This window comes from Phyllobacterium sp. 628, assembly GCF_014189505.1.
Classification (GTDB): domain Bacteria; phylum Pseudomonadota; class Alphaproteobacteria; order Rhizobiales; family Rhizobiaceae; genus Phyllobacterium.
Window position 1 is genome coordinate 172,461 of the sequence record NZ_CP050301.1, and the last position, 22,697, is coordinate 195,157.

Annotated in this window: 21 protein-coding genes and 1 pseudogene; 3 read left to right on the plus strand and 19 right to left on the minus strand. The window is 55.5% G+C overall.

Annotated features, from left to right (window positions below; genetic code table 11):
* Positions 1-68: 68 nt before the first annotated feature.
* The 18 genes and pseudogenes from HB779_RS02350 to HB779_RS02435 form a co-directional block, all read right to left on the minus strand.
* A complete protein-coding gene (locus tag HB779_RS02350; protein ID WP_188344222.1) occupies positions 69-839 on the minus strand; it encodes an outer membrane protein in 771 nt (256 codons plus the stop codon).
* Positions 840-1,048: 209 nt separating this feature from the next.
* Complete coding sequence (glmM, locus tag HB779_RS02355; protein WP_188344223.1) at positions 1,049-2,401, minus strand: phosphoglucosamine mutase; 1,353 nt, start codon at positions 2,399-2,401, stop codon at positions 1,049-1,051.
* Between the two features lie 213 nt (positions 2,402-2,614).
* Positions 2,615-4,546, minus strand: coding sequence for an ATP-dependent zinc metalloprotease FtsH (gene ftsH, locus HB779_RS02360; RefSeq protein WP_188344224.1), 1,932 nt, complete (start codon positions 4,544-4,546; stop codon positions 2,615-2,617).
* 96 nt (positions 4,547-4,642) lie between these two features.
* Complete coding sequence (locus HB779_RS02365) at positions 4,643-5,362, minus strand: hypothetical protein (protein WP_188344225.1); 720 nt, start codon at positions 5,360-5,362, stop codon at positions 4,643-4,645.
* The gene (tilS, locus tag HB779_RS02370; protein WP_188344226.1) at positions 5,265-6,011 is read right to left on the minus strand and encodes a tRNA lysidine(34) synthetase TilS; all 747 of its coding nucleotides are present in this window, start codon (positions 6,009-6,011) and stop codon (positions 5,265-5,267) included. The genes HB779_RS02365 and tilS overlap by 98 nt, the downstream gene beginning before the upstream one ends.
* Positions 5,986-6,996 (minus strand): tol-pal system protein YbgF, encoded by a 1,011-nt coding sequence (gene ybgF, locus HB779_RS02375; protein WP_188344227.1) that lies wholly within the window; start codon positions 6,994-6,996, stop codon positions 5,986-5,988. Before ybgF ends, tilS begins: the two co-directional genes overlap by 26 nt.
* Before the next feature lie 163 nt (positions 6,997-7,159).
* Positions 7,160-7,663 (minus strand): peptidoglycan-associated lipoprotein Pal, encoded by a 504-nt coding sequence (gene pal, locus HB779_RS02380; RefSeq protein WP_188344228.1) that lies wholly within the window; start codon positions 7,661-7,663, stop codon positions 7,160-7,162.
* Between the two features lie 232 nt (positions 7,664-7,895).
* Positions 7,896-9,210 (minus strand): annotated as a pseudogene (tolB, locus tag HB779_RS02385) (Tol-Pal system beta propeller repeat protein TolB).
* 41 nt (positions 9,211-9,251) lie between these two features.
* A complete protein-coding gene (locus HB779_RS02390) occupies positions 9,252-10,361 on the minus strand; it encodes a cell envelope integrity protein TolA (protein ID WP_188344229.1) in 1,110 nt (369 codons plus the stop codon).
* Positions 10,362-10,367: 6 nt separating this feature from the next.
* Positions 10,368-10,814, minus strand: coding sequence for a protein TolR (gene tolR / locus HB779_RS02395; protein WP_188344230.1), 447 nt, complete (start codon positions 10,812-10,814; stop codon positions 10,368-10,370).
* A 33-nt stretch (positions 10,815-10,847) separates the two neighbouring features.
* On the minus strand, positions 10,848-11,558 hold the full coding sequence (tolQ, locus tag HB779_RS02400; protein ID WP_188344231.1) for a protein TolQ: 711 nt from the start codon (positions 11,556-11,558) through the stop codon (positions 10,848-10,850).
* 339 nt (positions 11,559-11,897) lie between these two features.
* Positions 11,898-12,380: a tol-pal system-associated acyl-CoA thioesterase gene (ybgC, locus tag HB779_RS02405; RefSeq protein WP_188344232.1), complete on the minus strand. Its 483-nt coding sequence runs from the start codon at positions 12,378-12,380 to the stop codon at positions 11,898-11,900.
* Between the two features lie 65 nt (positions 12,381-12,445).
* Positions 12,446-13,489: a Holliday junction branch migration DNA helicase RuvB gene (gene ruvB / locus HB779_RS02410; RefSeq protein ID WP_188344233.1), complete on the minus strand. Its 1,044-nt coding sequence runs from the start codon at positions 13,487-13,489 to the stop codon at positions 12,446-12,448.
* A 40-nt stretch (positions 13,490-13,529) separates the two neighbouring features.
* Complete coding sequence (gene ruvA, locus HB779_RS02415; protein WP_188344234.1) at positions 13,530-14,147, minus strand: Holliday junction branch migration protein RuvA; 618 nt, start codon at positions 14,145-14,147, stop codon at positions 13,530-13,532.
* Positions 14,144-14,671, minus strand: coding sequence for a crossover junction endodeoxyribonuclease RuvC (gene ruvC, locus HB779_RS02420; RefSeq protein ID WP_188344235.1), 528 nt, complete (start codon positions 14,669-14,671; stop codon positions 14,144-14,146). Before ruvC ends, ruvA begins: the two co-directional genes overlap by 4 nt.
* Positions 14,672-14,774: 103 nt before the next feature.
* Positions 14,775-15,320: a DUF1465 family protein gene (locus tag HB779_RS02425; RefSeq protein ID WP_244642446.1), complete on the minus strand. Its 546-nt coding sequence runs from the start codon at positions 15,318-15,320 to the stop codon at positions 14,775-14,777.
* 355 nt (positions 15,321-15,675) lie between these two features.
* Positions 15,676-17,322, minus strand: coding sequence for an acyl-CoA synthetase (locus HB779_RS02430; RefSeq protein WP_188344236.1), 1,647 nt, complete (start codon positions 17,320-17,322; stop codon positions 15,676-15,678).
* A gap of 135 nt (positions 17,323-17,457) precedes the next feature.
* Positions 17,458-18,663 carry an OpgC family protein gene (locus tag HB779_RS02435; protein ID WP_188344237.1) on the minus strand — a complete coding sequence of 402 codons (1,206 nt, stop codon included), beginning with the start codon at positions 18,661-18,663 and terminating at the stop codon, positions 17,458-17,460.
* A gap of 309 nt (positions 18,664-18,972) precedes the next feature.
* On the opposite strand from HB779_RS02435, the gene HB779_RS02440 reads away from it, so the two are divergent.
* Positions 18,973-19,707 (plus strand): cytochrome b561 domain-containing protein, encoded by a 735-nt coding sequence (locus HB779_RS02440; protein ID WP_188344238.1) that lies wholly within the window; start codon positions 18,973-18,975, stop codon positions 19,705-19,707.
* Here the strand turns inward: HB779_RS02440 and HB779_RS02445 are convergent.
* Positions 19,704-20,471, minus strand: a complete 768-nt coding sequence (locus HB779_RS02445) for a sulfite exporter TauE/SafE family protein (RefSeq protein WP_188344239.1) — start codon at positions 20,469-20,471, stop codon at positions 19,704-19,706. The genes HB779_RS02440 and HB779_RS02445 overlap by 4 nt on opposite strands.
* A gap of 409 nt (positions 20,472-20,880) precedes the next feature.
* Here HB779_RS02445 and HB779_RS02450 point away from each other — a divergent pair, with 409 nt between their 5' ends.
* Together HB779_RS02450 and HB779_RS02455 are read left to right on the plus strand one after the other, a co-directional pair.
* Positions 20,881-21,537 (plus strand): thiamine phosphate synthase, encoded by a 657-nt coding sequence (locus HB779_RS02450; protein ID WP_188344240.1) that lies wholly within the window; start codon positions 20,881-20,883, stop codon positions 21,535-21,537.
* A gap of 4 nt (positions 21,538-21,541) precedes the next feature.
* Complete coding sequence (locus HB779_RS02455; protein WP_188344241.1) at positions 21,542-22,675, plus strand: tetratricopeptide repeat protein; 1,134 nt, start codon at positions 21,542-21,544, stop codon at positions 22,673-22,675.
* The last annotated feature ends 22 nt before the right edge of the window (positions 22,676-22,697 follow it).

Sequence of the window (22,697 nt, forward strand, 5' to 3'; positions counted from 1 at the left end):
GGGATTATACCCAAACAAAAACGGCGGAAGCCTTGCTCCCGCCGTTCCAGAAAACCACGATATTTCAATTAGAAGGCGTAGCGAACGCCGACCTTGAAATCATGCGACGTGATGTCTTTGAATTTGAACGGCTGATTGCGCGTTGTGCCGTTCAAATTGTAAGCGGGACCTGTTTCAGCGTCACCAAGATCGACATAGCTGTACCCGAGATCGATCGTCATGCGGTCAGTCGCCTTGATACCGACACCGGCATGCAACGCCCAAGCCAGATTCCATTTTGACGCACTGCCGGCATAGCCGCCGCCATTGTTGAGAACGTTGTCATCGGTGAAATTTGAAATGGTGTTGCGCGACGCGCCAATACCAGCGCCGAGATAAGGTGTGATACCGCTAAAGGTACCAAGATCGGCATAAGCGTTGGCAAGGAACAACCATTCCGACTTCTTGGCATGGTACTCGTTTGTACCTGATCCGTTACTTGGATTGCTCGGATTGGAATAGTAGTCGAGCGCGCTGAATTCTGTCTTACCGCGGTACTGGCCGGTCACGTCTGCACGCAGCCAATCGTTGAACTGATAACCAATACCGATCTGGCCGGTGATACCCGAGTCGAAATCACCCTTGTCGTGCCATCCAAAAACCTCTGGTGTAGCGAAATCAAAATAATCCAGCTTATCGAGGCGCTGATTGCTCATGCCGATATCGCCGCGCAGATACCATCCGCCAAACTGCTGGACTTCTACGACTGGTGCTTCCTGAAGATCTGCGGCGTGAACCGGGACTGCCCCCAGGCACAGTAGAGCTGCACTCAGCGCAGCATATTTGTTGAAAATGCCCATTTCATATCCCTCGTCAGGCCCAAAAATCGAAACGCAGCGGTTGCTACTAAAGTTCTGGCTGGGAATATGGAGGGAAAAAGTTAAATCCCGCTTAACCGTGTTTGTTCACCATACCTATTAACGTTAATGGATTCGGAATCGCCGCTTGTGTTGCAGAAATGCAAATGGGCCCAAAAGGGCCCATTCAATTCAAACGGTGCGTTGGATTATTACGCGGCTGATTTGACCGACGAAATCACTGAGATAATATCATTGACCACCGTATCGACCAACTGGCTATCGTCACCCTCGGCCATGACACGGATCAAGGGTTCCGTCCCCGAAGGACGAATGACTAGCCGTCCGGATTTGCCAAGGCGGCCACGCGCATCATCAATCGCCGTTTTGACTTTCGTGTCCTCAAGCGGTTCACCGCCTGTGGTGCGGATGTTCTTGAGAACCTGCGGTACTGGTTCAAACTTGCGGCAGACCTCGCTCACGGGCTTCCCCTGCTCCTGCACGACAGCCAAAATCTGCAGCGCAGACACCAGCCCGTCACCGGTCGTGGAATAATCCGACAGCACGATGTGACCGGACTGCTCGCCACCAATGTTGAAACCGTAATTGCGCATATGTTCAACGACGTAACGGTCACCAACATTGGTGCGGGCCAAAGTCAGTCCGCGATCCCCGAGAAACCGTTCGAAACCAAGGTTGGACATAACAGTCGCAACGACGCCGCCACCCACAAGCCGGTCCGATTCCTGCCAAGACTGAGCGATCACGGCCATGAGTTGATCACCGTCAATGATCGAGCCCTTTTCATCGACAATCAACACGCGGTCGGCATCACCGTCCAGCGCAATGCCGATATCGGCCCGAACCTCATGAACCTTTTTAATCAGGCTCAACGGATGGGTGGAGCCGCAATCCTCATTGATATTTGTGCCGTTTGGTTTGTCATTGATCGTAATGACATCGGCGCCCAGTTCCCAAAGAGCTGCCGGCGCAACCTTATAAGCCGCACCATTGGCGCAATCGACAACGATCCGCAGCCCTGAAAGAGAGATGTTTTTCGGCATTGTCCGCTTGGCAAACTCGATATAGCGATAAATATCGCCATCAACGCGCTTTGCCCGTCCGAGATCCTCGGAGGTGGACAAACGGCCGGATAGGTCCTCGTCCATCATTTTCTCGATCTCAAGCTCGAGATCGTCGGAAAGCTTGAAACCATCCGGGCCGAAAAGCTTGATACCATTGTCATGATAAGGATTGTGCGATGCCGATATCATTACGCCAATGTCAGCGCGCAGCGACCGGCAGAGCATGGCGACAGCTGGCGTGGGAATTGGTCCAAGCAGGAAGACATCCATACCGGTTGAGGTGAATCCGGCGACCAGTGCGTTCTCAATCATATAGCCGGAAAGGCGCGTATCCTTGCCGATCACAACACGGTTGCGGTGATTGCCACGTTTGAAGGCAAGACCGACAGCCATACCGACCTTCATCGTAATGTCAGGGGTCATCGGGTAAGCATTGGCTTTGCCGCGAATACCATCTGTGCCGAAATATTTTCGAGCCATATTATTCTATCCAGGTTCTTCCGGCCGCTCGTGCCTGACCATATCAGACTTCGGCCCTGCTTTGCTTGTGCTTGATCTTCACGCTTATTGCAGAAGACCTTAAATTGCGCATCTCACAAATTATGTGGGAATTATACTATCATTCAATGCATGAACAATTGGTGCAAAAACGGCCGGTGATTACCGGCCGTTGCTTTGCATATCGAGCTTCAATTACGACTGCGGCTGTGGCTCAAGGCCCTTGTCCGGCTCATCGCCCTTGCGCTTCTTGGCGGATCCGGCCTTCGGTACGGCCGAACCGCGTGACGGAGGCGTGTCATCGCCAAGGTCGCGGGCAGGCTTGTTGCCGATCATCAGCGCCTTGATCTCTTCGCCGGTCAGCGTCTCGTATTCGAGCAAGCCTTCCGCGATTGCGATCCATTCCTTCTTCTTTTTCGTCAGAATGGAACGCGCATGGGTGTAAGCATCGTCAATCAACTTGCGCACTTCCGCATCAATCAGTTGCGCTGTTTCTTCGGACACATTCTGGGTACGGGCGACGGAGTGACCAAGGAAAACTTCTTCCTGATTCTCGCCATAAGCCACCTGACCGAGTTTGTCCGAGAAGCCCCAACGCGTAACCATTGCACGCGCAAGCTTGGTCGCCTGTTCGATATCGGACGACGCACCGGAGGTGATGTTCTCCTTGCCGAACTTCAGCTCTTCGGCGATACGCCCGCCCATCATGATTGCAAGGCGCGAGATCATCCACTTGTAACTCATGGAATAACGGTCGCCTTCCGGCAACTGCATAACCATGCCAAGTGCACGGCCGCGCGGAATAATGGTTGCCTTGTGCAGAGGATCGGCCATTGCAACATTCAGTGCAACGATCGCATGCCCCGCTTCATGATACGCAGTCAGTTCTTTTTCTGCCTGCGTCATGGCTGTCGAGCGGCGCTCGGCACCCATCATGATCTTGTCCTTGGCGTCTTCGAATTCCAGCATCGTGACAAGGCGCTTGTTGCGGCGCGCTGCCATCAGGGCGGCTTCGTTGACAAGGTTCATCAGGTCCGCACCGGAGAAACCGGGCGTACCGCGAGCCAGAACTTTCAGATCGACATTCGGTGCGAGCGGAACATTGCGGGCATGAACCTTCAGGATCTTCTCGCGGCCGGAAACATCCGGATTTGGCACGACAACCTGACGGTCGAAACGACCCGGACGTAGCAGAGCAGGATCAAGCACATCAGGACGGTTGGTAGCGGCAATCAGGATCACGCCTTCATTGGCTTCAAAGCCGTCCATTTCGACCAGCAACTGGTTGAGGGTCTGCTCGCGTTCGTCGTTACCACCGCCGAGACCGGCGCCACGATGACGGCCAACCGCATCAATTTCGTCGATGAAAATAATGCAGGGCGCATTTTTCTTCGCCTGTTCGAACATGTCACGAACACGGGAAGCGCCCACACCCACAAACATTTCCACGAAATCAGAACCGGAGATGGTGAAGAATGGTACATTGGCTTCGCCGGCAATAGCACGTGCAAGCAGCGTCTTACCGGTACCGGGAGGACCGACGAGCAGCACACCGCGCGGAATACGTCCACCGAGGCGCTGGAATTTCTGCGCATCGCGCAGGAACTCAACGATTTCTTCAAGATCTTCCTTGGCTTCGTCAACACCGGCGACGTCCTGGAATGTCACACGGCCATGCGCTTCCGTCAGAAGCTTGGCCTTGGATTTACCAAAGCCCATGGCGCCGCGCGAACCGCCTTGCATCTGGCGCATGAAGAAAATCCACACACCCAGAATAAGGATCATTGGCAGCCAGGAAATCAGCATTCCTACAATCGACGTCGAGCCATCGGATTCAGGCCGCGCAGCGATCTGAACATTCTTGGCCTCAAGACGGCTGACCAGACCGACATCGCCGGGCGAGTAGGTCTGGAAACTGGTATTGTTGTCGGCATAGGTACCGGTGATGCGGTTACCGGCGATCGTCACCGATTTCACGCGACCGCTATTCACGTCACTGATGAACGTCGAATAGGGAACATCACTCGATGCCGAGCGCTGGGAAGGGCTTTGGAAAAGATTGAACAACGCAATCAGAAGCAAAGCGATAATCGCCCACAGTGCGAAGTTCCGGTAGTTAGGATTCATTATCGGGTCCCATCAATCACAACCGCAAGGACGCGGAATTTACACGTAACATAGGTTCGAAGCATGGCCTTGCCAAGGCTGGCAATCAAACTGAGGTCAATTCTTGTGAATCTGGTTTACAGGAAATCGCTTGTAACCCTGCAAACCAAATAGTTTTGCCACGCTGGCAGCGAGCACTTGTTCATACTCCGAAAGGATGTGGTCGAACAGCGCAACATGCCGTGTCACCTGAATTCCGGCAGGCACTTTCGCGTGATCCTTGATCGCCGGTATACCTATGATCACATCCTGCAACCACAAAGCCGGGCTGGATTTAACCGAGGCACGGTGGATATTTTCCAGTCCTGCACTCTGCAAGACCGATAGGCCATCATCACCACATGCCGAAATACGGATCGCATTTTCCCGTCCATTAACAATGGTGTAGCGGCCATCCCAGATGATTTCTTCGCCCGCAGCGACCATTACATCAGGCAGCGAGCGCATTTCGCGGTAAATCATCGCAGTTGATGTGCTCCGCTGAATAATGCAGCGACTGAGGTTCATGCGCCCCGTAGCACCTTGCCCGCAGATGTGGACCAGAGCCTTATCGCAATCATCACTGGGCGGCAAAAAAGTCTGGCCGCCCAATGCAACGAGCAGAACTCCCATTGCCAGACACCGGGCATCTTGCGAATAAGCCTCCATGCCGAGCGGATTGATCACCGTACGAATGCCGTCAAAGACAGTGACCTGGCCTTCTAGAAGTTGCGCGGCCTCTTGATTGATCGTTCGCCGCTTTGCTGCTTTTTTCGGCAATGAGCGCTTGAATGTCATCACCACTCTGCGTTTGCAGATCATTTCTAACCCGGACGCGCTCGTATTTGGGATTGGTATTGGATGGATCTTCCCGCCACGCAACATGTCTGCCGCGCAGGTACTGGCGCAGGCGCTCACGCCGAACGCCGAGCAGCGGCCGCACAAGCCAGGTTTCCCGCTCCAGCAGCGCTACAGGCGCCATAACGGCCAGTCCACGCTCGCCTCCCCGGGCCGCGCGCATCATGAATGTTTCGTTCTGATCATCCTGCGTGTGGCCGGTCAGGATCATCGTGGTTCCCGCCTCGCGCGCAGCCTGACGCAGCAGTTCATACCGCACATCCCGGGCCTTGGCGGAAGTGCCGGACATGGGCTTTGGTCCCCTCCAGCTCAAAATCCGGTGTTCCAGCCCTGCCGCTTTGCACAGCGCCGCCACATAGGAAGCTTCCTCACCTGATTCTGGCCGTAGCTGATGATCGATTGTCACGGCGATGATACGCGGAAAAGACAGGCTCTTCCGGCGCAGATCTTCCAGAAGATACAGCAATGCAAGGGAATCACTACCGCCCGAAACGGCAGCAATAATGCCCGTCAGCCCATCGAAATTGATTGAACCGAAAAGCTGGGCAGGATCGATATTACGATCAGCATTTATTGACAGCACGTTCATTCTTTACCCGCTCTTTAAGGGCGGTCGATAGATTGGGATAGCGTGTGCCCACCGTTGCAAAGGTCGCGCAGGCCACATCATGGTCCTGCATTTTTGCCAATGTCATGCCGAGCTTCAACAGATTTTCAGGACTCTTCTTGGAATCGGGAAATTGCTTGTGATTATCGATAAAGACGGACGCTGCGTCCTGATAGCGCTCCTGCCCATAGAGCGATTCACCCAGCCAGTACCGCGCGTCCGGACTTGAAGGGTCTTTCGGGAAGCGCTCGATATGGCTGCGAAAGGCCGCTTCGGCATTACGATAATCGCCCGAGAGAAACAGCTGATAGGCCTGGCTGTACAGCACATTCGGATCATCCGTTTGCGGCAGCGATGCAAGGTTGGGATTGGCCGCCGGTGCCGGGCTGTCATTCTTCGACCCACCGATTACGTTGCCATTGGCATCAAACTCGATCTGCCCGAGTTCGCGCGGCGGTTCACCGGTGCGCGTGTTAGCGGGAGCGTGGGCCTGAGGGTCAAAAGCAGCGGAATCGGTGCTGTCGGGAGATGTCTGCGGCGGCATTGGCGGGTAAGGGGAGGCATCTGACGATGCCTCCGCTGTTGTTGGCCGCGATGGCGCAGCATCGGCAATGGTACGATCACCCTTGCCGCCTGCATCGGTCTTCTTGCCGCTGCCCTTCTTTTCCAGTTCCTGAAAACGGAACTCGTTGTCTTCTTGAACCTTGCGCATCTGCTCCTGCATTTGCAGCAACTGGAAGTTAAGGTCTTCGATCTTGCCGGTCAGCTGTCTGATCTGCTCTTCCAGCTGACTGACACGCGGATCGCCTGCCTGTGCCATCTGGATGGGCGCATCACCATTTCCAACGCTTGCCTTTGGCGCAGACGGGAAAAAGCTGCCATCAAAGTTTGAGGCATGGCTAACGCCGGTCGCCAGAAAAGGCAGCACCGCCATAGCCACAACCATTCTCTTCAGTCGTTTGTTCATTCCTTTACCGCCCCTGATATGGGAATTTAAACACCGCAATGATTTGCGGCAAATCTATCTACCACGAGCAACGCGACTTCGGCCAAATTTTGTTGCGATGCCGAATAAGACAAAAAAAGCGGCCCGAAGGCCGCTTTTCCGAAGTCTTTCAAGCTCTGGGAGCTTAGCTGCCAGCACCACCAAGAACGGTGACTGCACGGCGGTTCTGCGACCAGCAGGAATCAGCGTCGCAGACTGCAACCGGACGCTCGTTACCATAGGAGATGGTCTTGATGCGGGAAGCCGGAAGACCGCGCGAAGCGAGGAAGTTGCGGGTGGCAGCGGCACGGCGCTGGCCGAGGGCCAGATTGTATTCGCGTGTACCGCGTTCGTCCGCATGGCCTTCAACAGTGATGGCGTAGTTAGGATAACGCTGCAACCACTGAGCCTGCTTGCCAAGCGTCTGCTGGGCATCAGCACGGATAACGGAGGAGTCAACGTCGAAGAAAATACGATCGCCAACATTTACAGTGAAATCCTGTGTCGAACCTGGGCGGGCACTGCCGGCACCATTCAGGCCAAGATCACCGGCACTGTTGATAGGTTTCTTCGCGCAGCCCGCAATAGCGAGAGCCATGAAGAGTGCGACGACAACTGGACTGCGAGCGATCATTTCGAAGCGGCGCATAGCCTGGACTCCTTAAGAATTGAATTGTTTCGGTGAACAAGCAGTAACCATATCGAGGTTAAGGCGAGTTCAAGAAACAGGGTTAATCCACTCTTAACACCAGGATTAACAGCGAAAATGCGAATGTCCTGCATCCTTAATGCAAACAATGCGGCGGAAAAACGGCATTCGCGGCGGTGTTGGGGTAACACCGCCGCGAATGGGCATAAATCAGCAATCAATCAGGATTTGATCATTCAAGAAGTGGTGACCAGGCCGGATCGGATGCCAGGTTCGGCGTCTGGATCTGGCGCAGGTTGCGGCCAGTCAGGTCAATCGTGAACAGATGCGGGCTGTTGGAGCCGGGGGGGGAAGCGATAGAACATCAGCACGCGGCCATTGGGCGCCCAAGTCGGGCCTTCATCATGATAGCCACTGGTCAGGATGCGTTCGCCCGAGCCATCCGTCTTCATCACGCCAATGGAAAACTGACCGCCGGATTGTTTGGTAAAGGCGACAAGATCGCCGCGCGGCGACCAAACCGGCGTTGAGTAGGAACCATCACCAAACGAAATACGCTGCGGGTTGGAGCCATCAGCACCCATCTTGTAGACCTGCGGACGTCCGCCGCGATCCGATTCAAACACAACCTGACTGCCATCGGGCGAATAGGAAGCGCCAGTATCAATCGCGCTTGTGCTGGTCAGACGCGTGGTGGTGCGGCTGCGCAGATCCATCGTGTAGATATTCGCGCTGCCATCTTCCTGCAGCAGGCTCATAACCACCTTTTGCCCGTCAGCCGAGAAGCGTGGCGCAATCGTCATGTTGGGGAAATTGCCCACCAGTTCACGCTGACCGGTTTCAAGCTGCAGCAGATAAACCTGCGGCTTGTTTCCCTCAAACGACATGTAGGTGACTTCCTGCTTGTTCGGCGAAAACCGCGGGGTCAGCACGATGTATTTGCCATCGGTCAGATAACGCAGGTTGGCACCATCCTGATCCATGATCGCAAGCCGCTTGATGCGTTTTTCCCGCGATCCGGATTCATCAACAAACACCACGCGGGTGTCGAAGTAGCCTTTTTCACCAGTCAGGCGCTGATAAATCGAGTCGGCAATAATGTGGGCAACGCGGCGCCAGCTTTCAGGCGACGTAAAGAATTGCTGACCATCCAGCTGCTGACCGGCAAATGTATCCCACAAGCGGAACTCAGCCTTCAAACGGCCATCCGGCTGCTTGGTGACACGCCCTGTGACAAGAGCCTGCGCATTGATGACCTTCCAGTCTTCAAACCGCGGGGCAGCGTCTGGATTGGAAATCTTTTCGATGAACGCACCTTTGTCGATAGGCGCAAAAAGACCGGACCGCTCAAGGTCGGCTGCTATCACACTGCTAATGTTTGCACCAAGTTGATCTCCCGAAAGGAAATCCGTGATAGCGATCGGAAGAGGTTCCACATTGCCCTTGTTAATATCGAGCGTGATAAGCGCTCGAGCAGGAACAGTTGCTAGTGCTACTATGGCTATCAGCGCCGCAAAAGTGGCGAAGAAGTTTCGGAGCATTTTCATCATTGGTTTTTGGCCCTCATTTGGCTGGGCGATCAAGATCATCACAGATCTCTCGGATCAAAATTCATTCTAACTTCATTCCAACCGTCGCTTCCATCATACTTATCAGCAGGCAGATTAAAGGGTTGCGCCCTTAGGATCGCACGCCGGGCAGCTTCGGTTAACACACGACCAACACCAGAACCTCCGGCACTCGCCTCGATCACGGGATCACCGACAATCATGCCTGACTGGTTGAGTTTCATGACAATTGTTACGATTGGATTGGCTATATCTTCGATGCCAACTGGCGGGTTGTAGAATTTAGATATTTGCCCGCGCAGGGCATCCATTTCGCTCTGACTGAGCTTTCCAGCGCCAGTCGTCGTTTTTGCTCCAAGAGATGTTTGGTCAGTTGAGCGCTTTTGACCGCCACCGGAAGCTTTTTCTCGATTGAGCAAGGCTTGGGCTTCTTCAGCAATACCGTTCTTCTCTTTTGAGGGAGTTGGAGCGGTCTTCGTTGGTTTCGGCGTTTCCTTGGATTCCTTGCGCTCTGGGGTCGTCGCAGTCTGAGCTGGAGCGGGTTTCGGTTTGTCCTCGGGCTTTGCGACATTCTGCGGCAACTTGAACGCTTCCTCGGCTGGTTTTTCCGCCTGCGGTGTTGGCTCTACCTTTGGGGCGTCGGGTGTGGGCGCAGGCTTGGAATCATTATTGATAGCCGTCATGATCGGATCCGGTTTCACTTCCTGTTTCGGTTTTGCTTCCGGCGCAATTTCCGTCGCAGGGGTCGGAACGGGTTTTGTTTCCGGTTGAATCTCTGGTTTTGGATCTGGCTTGGTAACAGGAATTTCTGATTGCTTTGGCGCTTCCGCCGCTTCTACAATCTTAGGTTTTGTTGCGGGTATGGGTTTTGATTCGACGTCAGTTTCAGCGTCACCAATATTCACGGCATCTGGCTTGGTCTGCGGCTTTTCCGTGGGCTTAGGTGCTGGTTTCTCCGACTTTGGTGCTTTCTTATCACCCTGAACCATCTGGCTTGTGTCAGAAACAATCTCAATCGGCAACGATTCAGAATTCGCCAAGTCCATTGGCGTTGGCGAAGAAAAGGTCAACAGCCCCCAGCCGAGCAAAACGGCATGGATAATGGCGGAGGATGTAACGCTGGCCCGCATAATCGATCAGTTACCCTCTGGCAAACTGACAAGGCCGATATTCTTGAAACCGGAGCCGGAGATGCGGCCCATGACCTTCATGATCGTACCATAATCGGCATTCTTGTCGCCTTTGACAAAGATGCGCTCTTCATAGCCGGTCTTGGCAATTGCCTGGAGTTTTGGAACGATTTCCTCAATCGGAATCTCGGTTTCCTGCAGGAAGACCTGTCCCTTCGGGTTGATCGTTATGTAAATCGGATTGGTTTCGCTGTTTAACGATTTTGCCTGTGAGTCCGGCATTGTAATAGGCACGCCAACCGTCATCATCGGCGCAGTCACCATGAAAATGATCAGCAGCACGAGCATCACGTCGACCAGCGGCGTCACGTTGATTTCACTCATCAACGCCTTGCTGTTGCGCCCGCGACGGCCGCGCCCACCTGAACCTTTGTTACCAACAGACATGCCCATGGCACTTAATCCTGCACTTTTAAAATCAGTTGCTTAAGCACGCGGCGCCAGCTTCTCATCGATTTGCCGCGAGAGTATGGCGGAGAACTCGTCCGCAAAACCTTCCATGCGTGCCGTCAGTTTGCCTGCATCACTTGACAGTTTGTTGTAGGCGATAACGGCAGGGATAGCGGCAACCAGACCAATGGCCGTTGCCAGAAGCGCCTCGGCAATACCGGGAGCGACAACTGCAAGGCTGGTGGATTTGGAACCGGCAATACCCATGAACGAAGTCATGATACCGATGACCGTACCGAATAGGCCGATGAAGGGACCAGCCGAACCAATGGTTGCCAGAAACCCGAGACGGGCCGCCAGAATGTCACTTTCGCGCGACAGGGCGACGTCCATGGCCTTGTCGATACGCATCTGCAGGGCGATGGGAGAGCGGGCGCCCTTCTCAAAGGACTTTTTCCATTCGCGCATCGCAGCGATGAAAATCGAACCCATGCCGGTTGTGCGCTTGTCGCCAAGGTTGCGGTAAAGCTCTTCCAGCGACTGGCCGGACCAGAAGATTTGCTCAAAACGATCAAAAGCCCGCTTGGCGCGGCCATAACCGAGCACTTTGTCGATGATGATCGCCCAGGTCCAGATGGAGGCACCCAGGAGGCCTATCATGACAAGCTTGACGATAAATCCGGCCTGCCAGAACAATCCCCAGAGGGAAACGTCCGATGTCTGAACAGCAACCGCTAAATTTTCCATATCCACTACCCTCGAATCCGAAAACCCGGTATTTCAACCGGGCTGCAATCGTCTCTCATACCCGTGCATGGTCGACCGAAGTATAAGTGGTTCGGCAATACGGCCACGCGCCAATTTATTTCTTTGGAACCCGGCCGAACGCCTGACCGGCATCCACTTCTGCTGACTAAATTCCGAGAGCCACGTTCAAAGACCGGATATTTTCCAGTATTCATACCGCGGCTTCTCACGGTTAATTTTGGTAAAACGAAGGCGTTAACGCGAAACGCCCCGTTTCATTGCCTTATTCATGGTTTGTTATGGTTAAGGATCAGTTATGATTCAGCCGCATCGCACACTTTATGCGGGCTGAATGCCGTTTTCCGGCTGAAAAAGCTTGATCCATTCGGCCGGAAAGCGGCGTGGCCGCCCCGCGCTGTTGATCAGCGCCGCCTCGACAGTTGCTGCGATCAACAGATCGTTACCGCGTTTAATCGTCTGGGCCATCCTTACCCGGGCACCGGAGATATCAGCCGTGCGGGTTTCAATCGTCAGCACGTCATCAATCCGCGCCGCGCCCTTGAAATCGATTTCCATACGCCGCACGACCCAGACAATACTTTCGCCATGCTTGCCATCGGCAAGTTCCGAATGGTGCACACCGAGCAGGCGCAGATAGTCCGTGCGGCCACGCTCAAGAAATTCCAGATAACGTCCGTGATAAACAATGCCGGAGAAATCCGTGTCCGCATAATAGACGCGAGCCAACAGCTGATGGCCGAAGCGTGTCAGTTCACCGGCAAGGCCACCATCAGGCGGGATAGAAGGACTGGTTTCACTCATGATCCCACCTTTTGCCGCTACAACGGGCATTTTGTCCAGAGCCATTATAGGTGTGTAACCCTGCCCTAATCCTCGCCTTCCTGAAACAGGCTGATCTGCTGCTGGGTGAGTTCAGCTGGCGCATTCAACCCAAGATGTTTCCAGGCGTTCGCCGTCAGGACACGGCCGCGCGGCGTGCGCTGGATGAATCCCTGCTGGATCAGATAGGGCTCGATAATGTCCTCGATCGCATCGCGCGGTTCGGAAAGCCCGGCTGCAATCGTTTCAATACCAACGGGACCACCGCCAAAATTATGGGCAATCATCGAAAGGTAGCGCCGGTCAAGCTGATCCAGCCCCAGCGCATCGACTTCAAGGCGCAACAAAGCCGAGTCGGCAGTCTCCCGATCAATGGAATCCTTGCCATCGACGATGGCGAAATCCCGCACGCGGCGCAAAAGCCGTCCGGCAATACGCGGTGTGCCGCGTGCCCGGCGTGCCACTTCCAGCGCCCCGTCATCGGTCATGCCAATACCCATGATCCGGGCACCGCGCCGGACAATGTGCTCAAGCTCGGCAACCGTATAGAAATTGAGCCGGACCGGAATCCCGAAACGATCGCGCAGCGGCGTCGTCAGCAAGCCGAGGCGGGTCGTCGCCGCCACCAGCGTGAATTTTGCCAGATCGATCTTGACCGAACGGGCTGCAGGCCCCTCGCCGATGATCAGATCAAGCTGATAGTCTTCCATGGCTGGATAGAGGATTTCCTCCACTGCCGGATTGAGACGATGAATCTCATCAATGAAAAGAACGTCGTTCTCTTCAAGATTGGTCAAAAGCGCAGCCAGATCACCCGCCTTGGCAATGACAGGGCCGGACGTTGAGCGAAAATTGACCCCGAGTTCCTTGGCCATAATCTGCGCGAGTGTTGTCTTGCCGAGACCGGGCGGACCGACGAACAGCACATGATCCAGCGCCTCGCCGCGCGATTTGGCCGCCTCGATGAAAACTTTCAGATTGGCACGCGCCGCCGCCTGCCCGACAAAATCGTTCAGGGTCTGCGGGCGCAGCGATGTATCCGCATCTTCGCCGCGCTTGTCGGGGGTTATCAATCGGCTGACATCACTCATGTGCCCGTCCTCGCACAGTGCGCTGCGTCAGGCAACCACATCACCGGGAAAGTTCCTTCAAACCCAGACGGATCAGCTTGGCTGAATCCGCATCTTCGCCCGCATCGCGCAGCGCAGCGGCGATGGCATTGGCGGCTTGGTCGCGGGAATAGCCGAGATTGGTCAGCGCCGAGACCGCATCGGCCACCGGCGCGGGCGCAACGCCCTCGCCCAGTTCCTGCTTGAGCCCGATGGTGCCTATCGCCTCACCGGCAAAGGCGGGCGCCTTGTTCTTCAGCTCGATGACGATGCGCTCGGCCACCTTCTTGCCGACACCCGGCGCACGGCTGACCATGGCAATATCGCGCAGTGCAATCGCATTGGCGAGATCGGAGGGCGACAAGGTTCCAAGGACACTCAGCGCCACCTTGGCACCAATTCCCTGCACGCTCTGCAGCAGGCGGAACCATTCGCGTTCCAGCGCTGTACCGAAACCGAAGAGACGGATCAGGTCTTCACGTACATATGTCTCGATCAAAAGCACCGCAGCCTCGCCGGCTGCCGGCATGTTCGACAGTGTGCGCGCCGAACAATAAGCGACGTAACCGACACCATGCACATCGATGATCACATGATCTTCGGCGATTTCATCGACAGTGCCTTTGAGTTTTCCGATCATAATTGCGCCGCCAGTTTCTGTTCAATAGCAATCCGGCCGATGGCGCTCTGCCGGTGATGGGCATGGCAAATGGCAACCGCCAGCGCATCCGCCGCATCGTCCGTATCGAACGTTGCCTTGGGCATCAGCACTTTCACCATCATATGGATTTGCTTCTTCTCACCGTGCCCGACACCAATCACTGCCTTCTTGACTGCGTTGGGAGCATATTCGGCCACAGGCAACCCGGCGAGCGCCGGTACGAGCAATGCAATGCCCCGCGCCTGACCCAGCTTCAGCGTTGCCGTGGCGTCTTTGTTGACGAATGTGTGTTCGACAGCCGCCTCATGCGGCATCTGGCCGTGAATGATACCAGCCAGCCCGTCGTGCAATTGGCAAAGACGTGAAGCAAGATCAAGCTTGGCATCGGATAGGACCGTGCCTGCTGCGACGAAGCGCAGGGAATTACCAAGCGTTTCGATAATGCCCCATCCTGTCCGCCGCAGGCCAGGATCAATTCCAATGATGCGAATCGCTTCTTTCATGTGCAAACCTTATCGAGCTGTCAGAGAACTTGACAGCACAAAAGTGAACAAAAGAGAAACAGATTGCTGCGTTATGCACGATTATCCCAGGAGAAACGCACTTTCAGCGATGCGCAAAGGCCGTTGCCAGCAGGCTGATCTGATCAGAGACAGGATTGGTCGTCAGGCTGCGCCGGTGTCCGGCGCTTGCGCCGTCGTTGTAAATCTCGTCGTCCATCTGGCGAACGCGCGCCTGCAGGCGCAGGGAACGGTGAACAAGATCACAATAGCCAAAGGGAATCTCATCCCATCCTGCCACAGTCTCCGGCGCTGAATCCGTATCGAGGCGAACCTTCGCTTTTTCGGAAAGCACCTGTTCCTGGGTCATTTCCCCGCTGCGCGACGCCCTTTGCAAAAGCAGCCACGAAGCCACCTGCATCAGCCGGGTCGTCAGGCGCATGGATTCGGCGGCATAGAGCGTGGCAGCAACGCGGCTCAACCGTCTGGCTTCCGTACGGCCCTCGCCATCCAGATAGGCTGCGGCTTCTTCGACCAGACTCATGCCTTCATCATAGATATGATTGAACGTTTCCGACCGGACCATGCGGTCCGCGAGCCGGATTGTATTGTCAGCGTGGAATTCCTGTTCAACCATGTCATGCCCTGTCATTAAAAATCCGCTGATTCTCAAAGCAGCGCTCTCTTACTGGGACAGCAAGCGGGTCACTACAACGGTCAACGGGCAGTATTCCCCATCAACCTGCCCGCATGCCCACATGAGCGCAAGTTTATCCTTAATAAAGGGTTAACGTCAGGGTCGCGGAATAGATATGAACATAAAAAAAGAGCCGCAAAACGTGGCGGCTCTCAGGAGTCTAACAGGGAGGCGTCAAACAAAGTGGCCAAACCACTTGGTAAGAATCCAGAAAACTGGATGATCAATTTATAACTTGTAATGCTTAACGAGTGGTTAACGCCGACGTTAGAGTTGCAACCACATCAGATGGAAAGATTACAGGAAGCCTTCAATTCCCCATGGCTTTGGCGCGTTTTCGCAGTTCGAACTTCTGAATTTTGCCAGTAGACGTCTTGGGAATATCCTCAAACAGCACATGCCGGGGCACTTTGAATCGCGCCAGCAACGTGCGGCAATGGGCGATCAGTTCTTCCTCGGTTGCAGTTTTTCCGGGTTTCAGCTCAACGAAGGCAAGCGGCGTCTCGCCCCACTTGTCATCCGGGCGGGCCACAACCGCACAGGCTCCCACCGCCGGAAACTTGTATAGGGCATCCTCGACTTCGATTGACGAGATATTTTCTCCACCCGAAATGATGATGTCCTTGGAACGGTCCTTCAGCTGGATATAGCCATCAGGATACATGACGCCGAGATCGCCGGAATGGAACCAGCCGCCGGCAAAGGCCGCATCGCTGGCAGCCCGGTTCTTTAGATAACCTTTCATGACGATATTGCCGCGAAACATCACCTCGCCGATTGTCTCGCCATCGGCAGGCACCGGCTGCATGGTTTCAGGATCCAGCACGGCAAGGTCTTCCAGCGCCGCATAGCGTACGCCCTGCCGCGCTTTCTTGGCGGTGCGCACCGGAGCTTCCAGAACGTCCCATTCATCCTGCCATTCATTGACGACAGCCGGGCCGTAGGTTTCTGTCAGCCCGTAGAGATGCGTCACCGCAAATCCCGCATCGGCCATCCCTGCCAGCACCGATTCCGGCGGCGGTGCCGCTGCGGTATTGAAAGTAACAACTTGCGGAAAGTCGCGCTTGTCCTCATCCGCCGCATTGATCAGCACGGACATGACGATGGGCGCGCCACACAGATGCGTCACGCCATGATCCGCGATGGCATCATAGATTGGCTTGGCCCTGACCCAGCGCAGGCAGACATGCGTGCCGAACTGCAGGGCCAGCGTCCACGGAAAGCACCAGCCATTGCAGTGAAACATCGGCAGAGTCCACAGATAGACCGGATACCGGCCCATGCCCGAAGCCACGACATTGCCATAACCCATCAGCGCCGCGCCGCGATGGTGATAGACAACACCTTTTGGATCACCCGTGGTGCCGGATGTATAATTGAGCGTGATGGAATCCCATTCGTCATCCGGCATAGACCAGTCATAATCGGGGTCGCCGCTGGCCACGAACGCCTCATAGTCGATCTCGCCAAATGGCTCGCCCTGCGGATAGGGTGCATCATCGGGATATTGCGTATCGACAAAGTGAACAACGCGCGGCTTGACCTTCGCCAGCGACAGAGCTTCCTGAAAAACCGCAGAAAACTCCGTATCGACAATGGCTACCTTGGTTTCCGCATGATCAAGCTGAAAGGCAATGACGGCGGCATCCAGCCTTGTGTTGACCGAATGCAGCACAGCCTTGACCATCGGAACACCGAAATGCGCTTCCAGCATGGGCGGCGTATTCGACAACATGACCGTTACCGTATCACCCTTGCCAATACCAAGCCGGGACAGCGCCGAAGCGAGCTGGCGCGTCCGCTGATAGAACAGGCCGTAGTCATACTCCTGTGCGCCGTGAATGATCGCTACTCTTGAAGGGTAAACCCGCGCTGCCCGCTCCAGATAGGTTAGCGGCGTCAGCGGCTGGTGGTTCGCCGCATTGCGCTCAAGATCACGATCGAAAATTCCATCCATGCGCTACGCCTCCCAACGCTTTACGTTGTGAAGCTTAGACCAACGCGACAAATAATGGCTATCGCTTTTTCCATCGGCTCAAACAAAGGCCCGCTCTGGAATCCAGAGCGGGCCGTGGTCTTGAAACCGATTTGACTAACGGGACATCACCACCTTGGTATTACCCGACTTCATAGCCGGGCTGACCGGCTTGCCAGCAACAACCAGTTTGGATTTCGCCGCAGGTGCCTGTTGTACCGGGCGTTTGCCCCAGCCAATGCTCGGCAGCCATTCGAGATAATGCGCCAGTGCAAACTGCGCCATGATTCCGCTGGCGATCAGCAGCGTATCGTCCAAAACATCACCCGGGTTCATCACTTTCACGATCTGGGCAACCATGGCCAGGATCGTACCGGCAATGAACACCGGCAGCGAATGTTTGCCGAGAATTGCCAGCGGATGATCCTCCGCCGTGCGTGCCAGATTGGATATGGCTGGCACCGAAACGATGATGTAGGCAAATGCCAGCACATGGGCGAGACGGGTCAGCGAAAGGAACGTCTTGTCGAAACCGGTCACCACCATCGGCAGGCCCATCGAGGTATCGATACCCCAGAGCGGTACCCGCACCCAGACCAGTGCCAGCAGGATATAACCCACGGACAGGCCGAAAAGATATTTGTTGAACGGAATATGTCCGCCGCGACGCACGTGCATGACACCGGCAATGCCGATCACAAACAGGAACTGCCATGATAAGGGATTGAGGAACCACACCCCGTCCGTCGGATAGTTCGGCGGCGCGATCTGATAAACGCCCGAGACCAGCCACAACAGACCTGACGCACCGACCATCGTCGAGAGGCTGATATTGGCGAGCAGCAGAAACAGCGGCAGCATCAGAAGAAGCACGCCATACATCGACAGGATGTTGTTGTAACCGAGCTGATGACCCATCGTCGCCAAACCGATCAGAGCCTTGGCTGGCTCGTCCATCAGCGGGCCTATATTGATGAAAGACATGAATTCCGGCCGCCTCAGATAAATTCCGGCAGCACAGAAGATCGCCAGCGTTGCGACAGTCGTCAGGATATGTGCGCTGTACAGCGTCGCCGCGCGGCGCCATGCCTTCAACGTCATCAAAAAGCGATTGCCCGAATCGAATTTCGACCCGTAGGCCAAACCGACAGCAATGCCCGAGATCAGCACAAAGGCTTCGGCGGAATCTGAAAACCCGAAATTCTTATGGGTCAGATGTTCGAATACGGTACCCGGCACATGGTTGATGAAGATGGTCAGAAGTGCCAGAGCCCGGAAGACGTCAATGCGCGTATCGCGCTGCTTGAGCTGTGTCTGTGTCATAGCATTCACCAATTCCTGTCATGCAAGATTCAATCACAGCACCCCCGGCCTCGTATGGGAGCGGTTAATCTGACGGTTGCGTTTGATAATGTTTACATAGTCCGAAAGTTGCGATTCGGTCGATCAACTTTCGTTCATAATTATGACATCGACACAATTCTTTGGACCTAACCGAAGAACAACGGGACGTTGTTTGCCGTGAAACGCCTGTTGCGTGGGCGATTGACAGAAGTCCGGTCATGGCAACATGATGTTCCCATATACGCTATCAACATTTATTATCGTTTATTACCGTTTTGATGAGATCTCATGTTCGAATGGCTGCTCTCTCCGCTTGATCCTTCCCGCATTCACCATGTGATCTTTGCCGTGTCCTGGCATGCCCGGCTCATGGTCCTGGGTTGGGCAATCCTGTTTCCGCTGGGAATTATCGTCGCGCGTTTCTTCAAGGTGATGCCGAGGCAGGACTGGCCAAGACACGTCGATAACCGGACGTGGTGGAACGGTCACCGGATCATCCAGTACAGCGCAGGTGTGGTTGTTATCGCCGCGCTGATCCTCATAGTGACCGCGTCGGATGACCGCCCCTACAGCCTTTTTCACAGGGTACTTGGCTGGTCCTGCCTTGCACTGGCGTTGATGCAATTCGCCTCGATCTGGTTTCGCGGCACAACCGGCGGCCCCGCCGAACCGGCACCCGACGGCTCGTTTCATGGCGATCATTACGACATGACGCTGCGGCGGCGCATCTTTGAGCGGTTCCACAAGTCGGCGGGCTATGTCGCCATTCTGCTTGCTGCGGCTGCCATCGTGACGGGCCTCTACATCACCAATGCACCACACTGGATGTGGCTGGTGATTGGTCTCTGGTGGATCGCATTGGTGATTGCATTCTGCGTTCTGCAGAAGCAACGCAGAGCCATTGACACCTATCAGGCCCTTTGGGGACCTGGCGAGGAGCATCCGGGCAATCACGTGGAACCAATCGGCTGGGGCATTGTCCGTCCGACAATTCCTCCAACGTCCAAGCCGCCCCGCAGTTAGAACAGCGCGACCAGCCCGTCATAGGAAAGCTTCAGACCCATCAGCAGGATCATCACATACATGAAGGGGTAAAACACTTCTGGCCGCATACGTTTGACCACCCACGCACCGGCAAAAGTCGCCAAGGGTGCAATCGGCATCAACACCGCCGCCGCCTTGAGGTTTTCAGCATCAAATTGGCCGAGGGCAAAATACGGGATGACCTTGACCGCGTTGATAACGGCGAAAAAGATCACGCTGGTGCCGTTATAAATCTTTGGGTCCTGCCGGAGTGGCAGCGCATACACCTGATAGGGCGGACCACCTGCATGGGCGACAAAGCTGGTAAAACCGGCAATCGTTGACCAGAACGTTGCCGCTGCCGCATTATGGGGTTGGGCAGCGGCGCGTTTGGCAGCGCTGGCAAGCATATAGCGGGCGAAAAAGATGATCGCCACCGCGCCAACAATGAGCTTCACCATATCATCGGTCACCACCGAAGCCGTCAGCCAGCCGATGCCGACGCCAAGCAATCCGCCTGGCAGCATCAGCTTCAACGCCTTGGTGTCACGATACCCGCGCCAACTCCACAGACTGGCCACGTCCATAATGATCAGGATCGGCAGCATTATCGCCGCTGCCTGTACCGGCGGCATGACCAGCGCCATCAGCGGCACGCCCACCTGCCCCATGGCACCGCCGAGACCACCCTTCGACATACCGATCAAAATCGTGGCAGGCACGGCAACAGCATAGAACCAGGGGTTCAACAGGAGATCATGCATGGTGAAAATCCGGAAGGAGGGACCCCATCCTTAACCGATGAAAGCCGCAATTGAAAAATGCTTTTTGGCGAAACGTCCTGATTTAATACTAAGTAATAGGTCGTAAACTCATAAATCTGACTGAAATGGCGCCTGAAACGGCAAGAAGATGCGAGGAGAGGCGCGAAGGGCGGGGCCTTTCCCCCGGCTGAGCGGCTCGACACTGCAGCTTGCAGCCGTTTCGGCGTCCAAAGGATATGGTCGATTTCAATCAGATTTATGAGTGTACGACCTAGGCTGTAAGACTAATATGCAACAAACAGCGAGTTCAGGTTCAGGGAAAAGACTGTTCAAACAAGCAGGCTTCCTCTATGCCCGAATTCCATCATGATTGCCCATTCTATAGAGAACGATTGTAAGGTTGCAGCCAATGAACAATGAACAGACACCTCAACGCTGCCGTATCGTTCTGATCGCGCCTCCGGCTGCGACCGCTGACGAGTTGGCAAAAAAACTCACAGACGCCCTGTCTGGCGGCGATGTCGCCTCCGTGCTTCTGCCGGCCTATGAAACGGACGAAACCCTGTTTCAGACCATGGCCGAAAGCGTCGTGCCCATCATTCAGAATGCCGGTGCTGCCGCCATTATCGTTGGCAACACGCAGATTGCCGGACGCGTCAAGGCCGATGGCCTGCATCTGGAAGGTCCTGCCGGTGAGCTGGCAGCCAATGTCGAGCGCTTCTCGCCCAAACTGATCGTCGGGACCGGTAATATCAAGAACCGCCACACGGCGCTCGAAATCGGCGAGGCACAGCCTGACTATGTCCTTTTTGGCAAGATCGGGGCGGATACCACCCCTGAGGCGCACCCGCGCAATGTCGAATTGGCTGACTGGTGGGCGTCGATGATCGAAATTCCCTGCATCGTTCAGGCTGGCAATACCCTGGAAAGCATTACGGATGCGGCCGCAACTGGCGCGGAGTTTATTGCGTTGGGTGCAGCTGTCTTCGGCAATGGCGCACCGGCAGAAGCCGTCAAGGAAGCCAATCGCCTGCTTGACGAACATGCGCCACGTTTCGAGGAATAGAACCATGGGAGCAAAATCCGGAAAACTTCTTTGCACCGTCGCGGCCGTGCTGGCAGCCTTCCCGGTTTTGACATGGGAAGCCTCGGCCCAGACACCCCCGGCTGCAACGGAAACTCCTTCTCCAGCGGCGCCCGTACCAGCCGCCGCGGCGCCTGAAGCGCCTGTTGTCAATCACGCTCCAGCTCTAACGGCGGCACCCACCGATGCACCGCAACAGCTCGAAACGCCGCAAACCACCCCTAAACAAGACAAACCGAAGCTGGCCAGTGATCCCGCCGCCGACATCGTCAATCCGACGCGCTTTGGCAAAGGTGCGATTGACGACGCGTTTGGCGCCTATCAGCGCGGCCTTTACATAACTGCCTATAATCTGGCGCTGCCGCGCGCCGAAGCTGGTGATGGCGCGGCGCAGGTGTTAATTGCCGATATGCAGGCACGGGGCCTCGGCATTCCGGTCAACCTCGCAGACTCAGCCAAATGGTACGGCAAGGCTGCAGAACAGGGTGTTCCCGAAGCGCAGTTCCGCTACGGCACGATTCTGCTGCAAGGCAAATATGCGCCGCGCGACCCACAGAAGGCCAAGGTCCTCATGAAAGCCGCAGCTGATTCCGGCAATGCCATGGCCCAATTCAACTATGCCCAGATACTGATGCAGGAACATCCCGGCGCGGTCGGCATCGACAGCGCTTATCCGTGGTTTGAGAAAGCTGCGGGACAGGGCTTGGCGGATGGCGAATATGCCCTCAGCCAGATTCTGGCGAATGGCACCCTTACGATTCCCCGTGATGACACGAAAGCGCGCGAATTTCTGATCAAGGCGGCAAAGAAGGGTTATGATACGGCTCAGCTTGATCTTGGCCGCTGGTTTGTCGAAGGGCGCGGCGGTCCCCGGGATTATACGTCCGGGTTTGGCTGGACGCTGCGAGCAGCGGCCGGCGGCAATGTCGCCGCACAGGCCCAGCTTGCCAAGCTTTATTATCAGGGCCTCGGTGTGGAAGGCGATCCGATCAAGGCCGCGGCCTGGTATATCATTGCGCGCCGCGCCGGGCTCAGCGACCACGAACTTGATTCCTTCTTGGACGGTCTCGACGACGATCAGATGAAAGCCGCATTGACGGAAGCCAACAAGTTGCGTTGATCTGGTGCTGCAATACCAATCG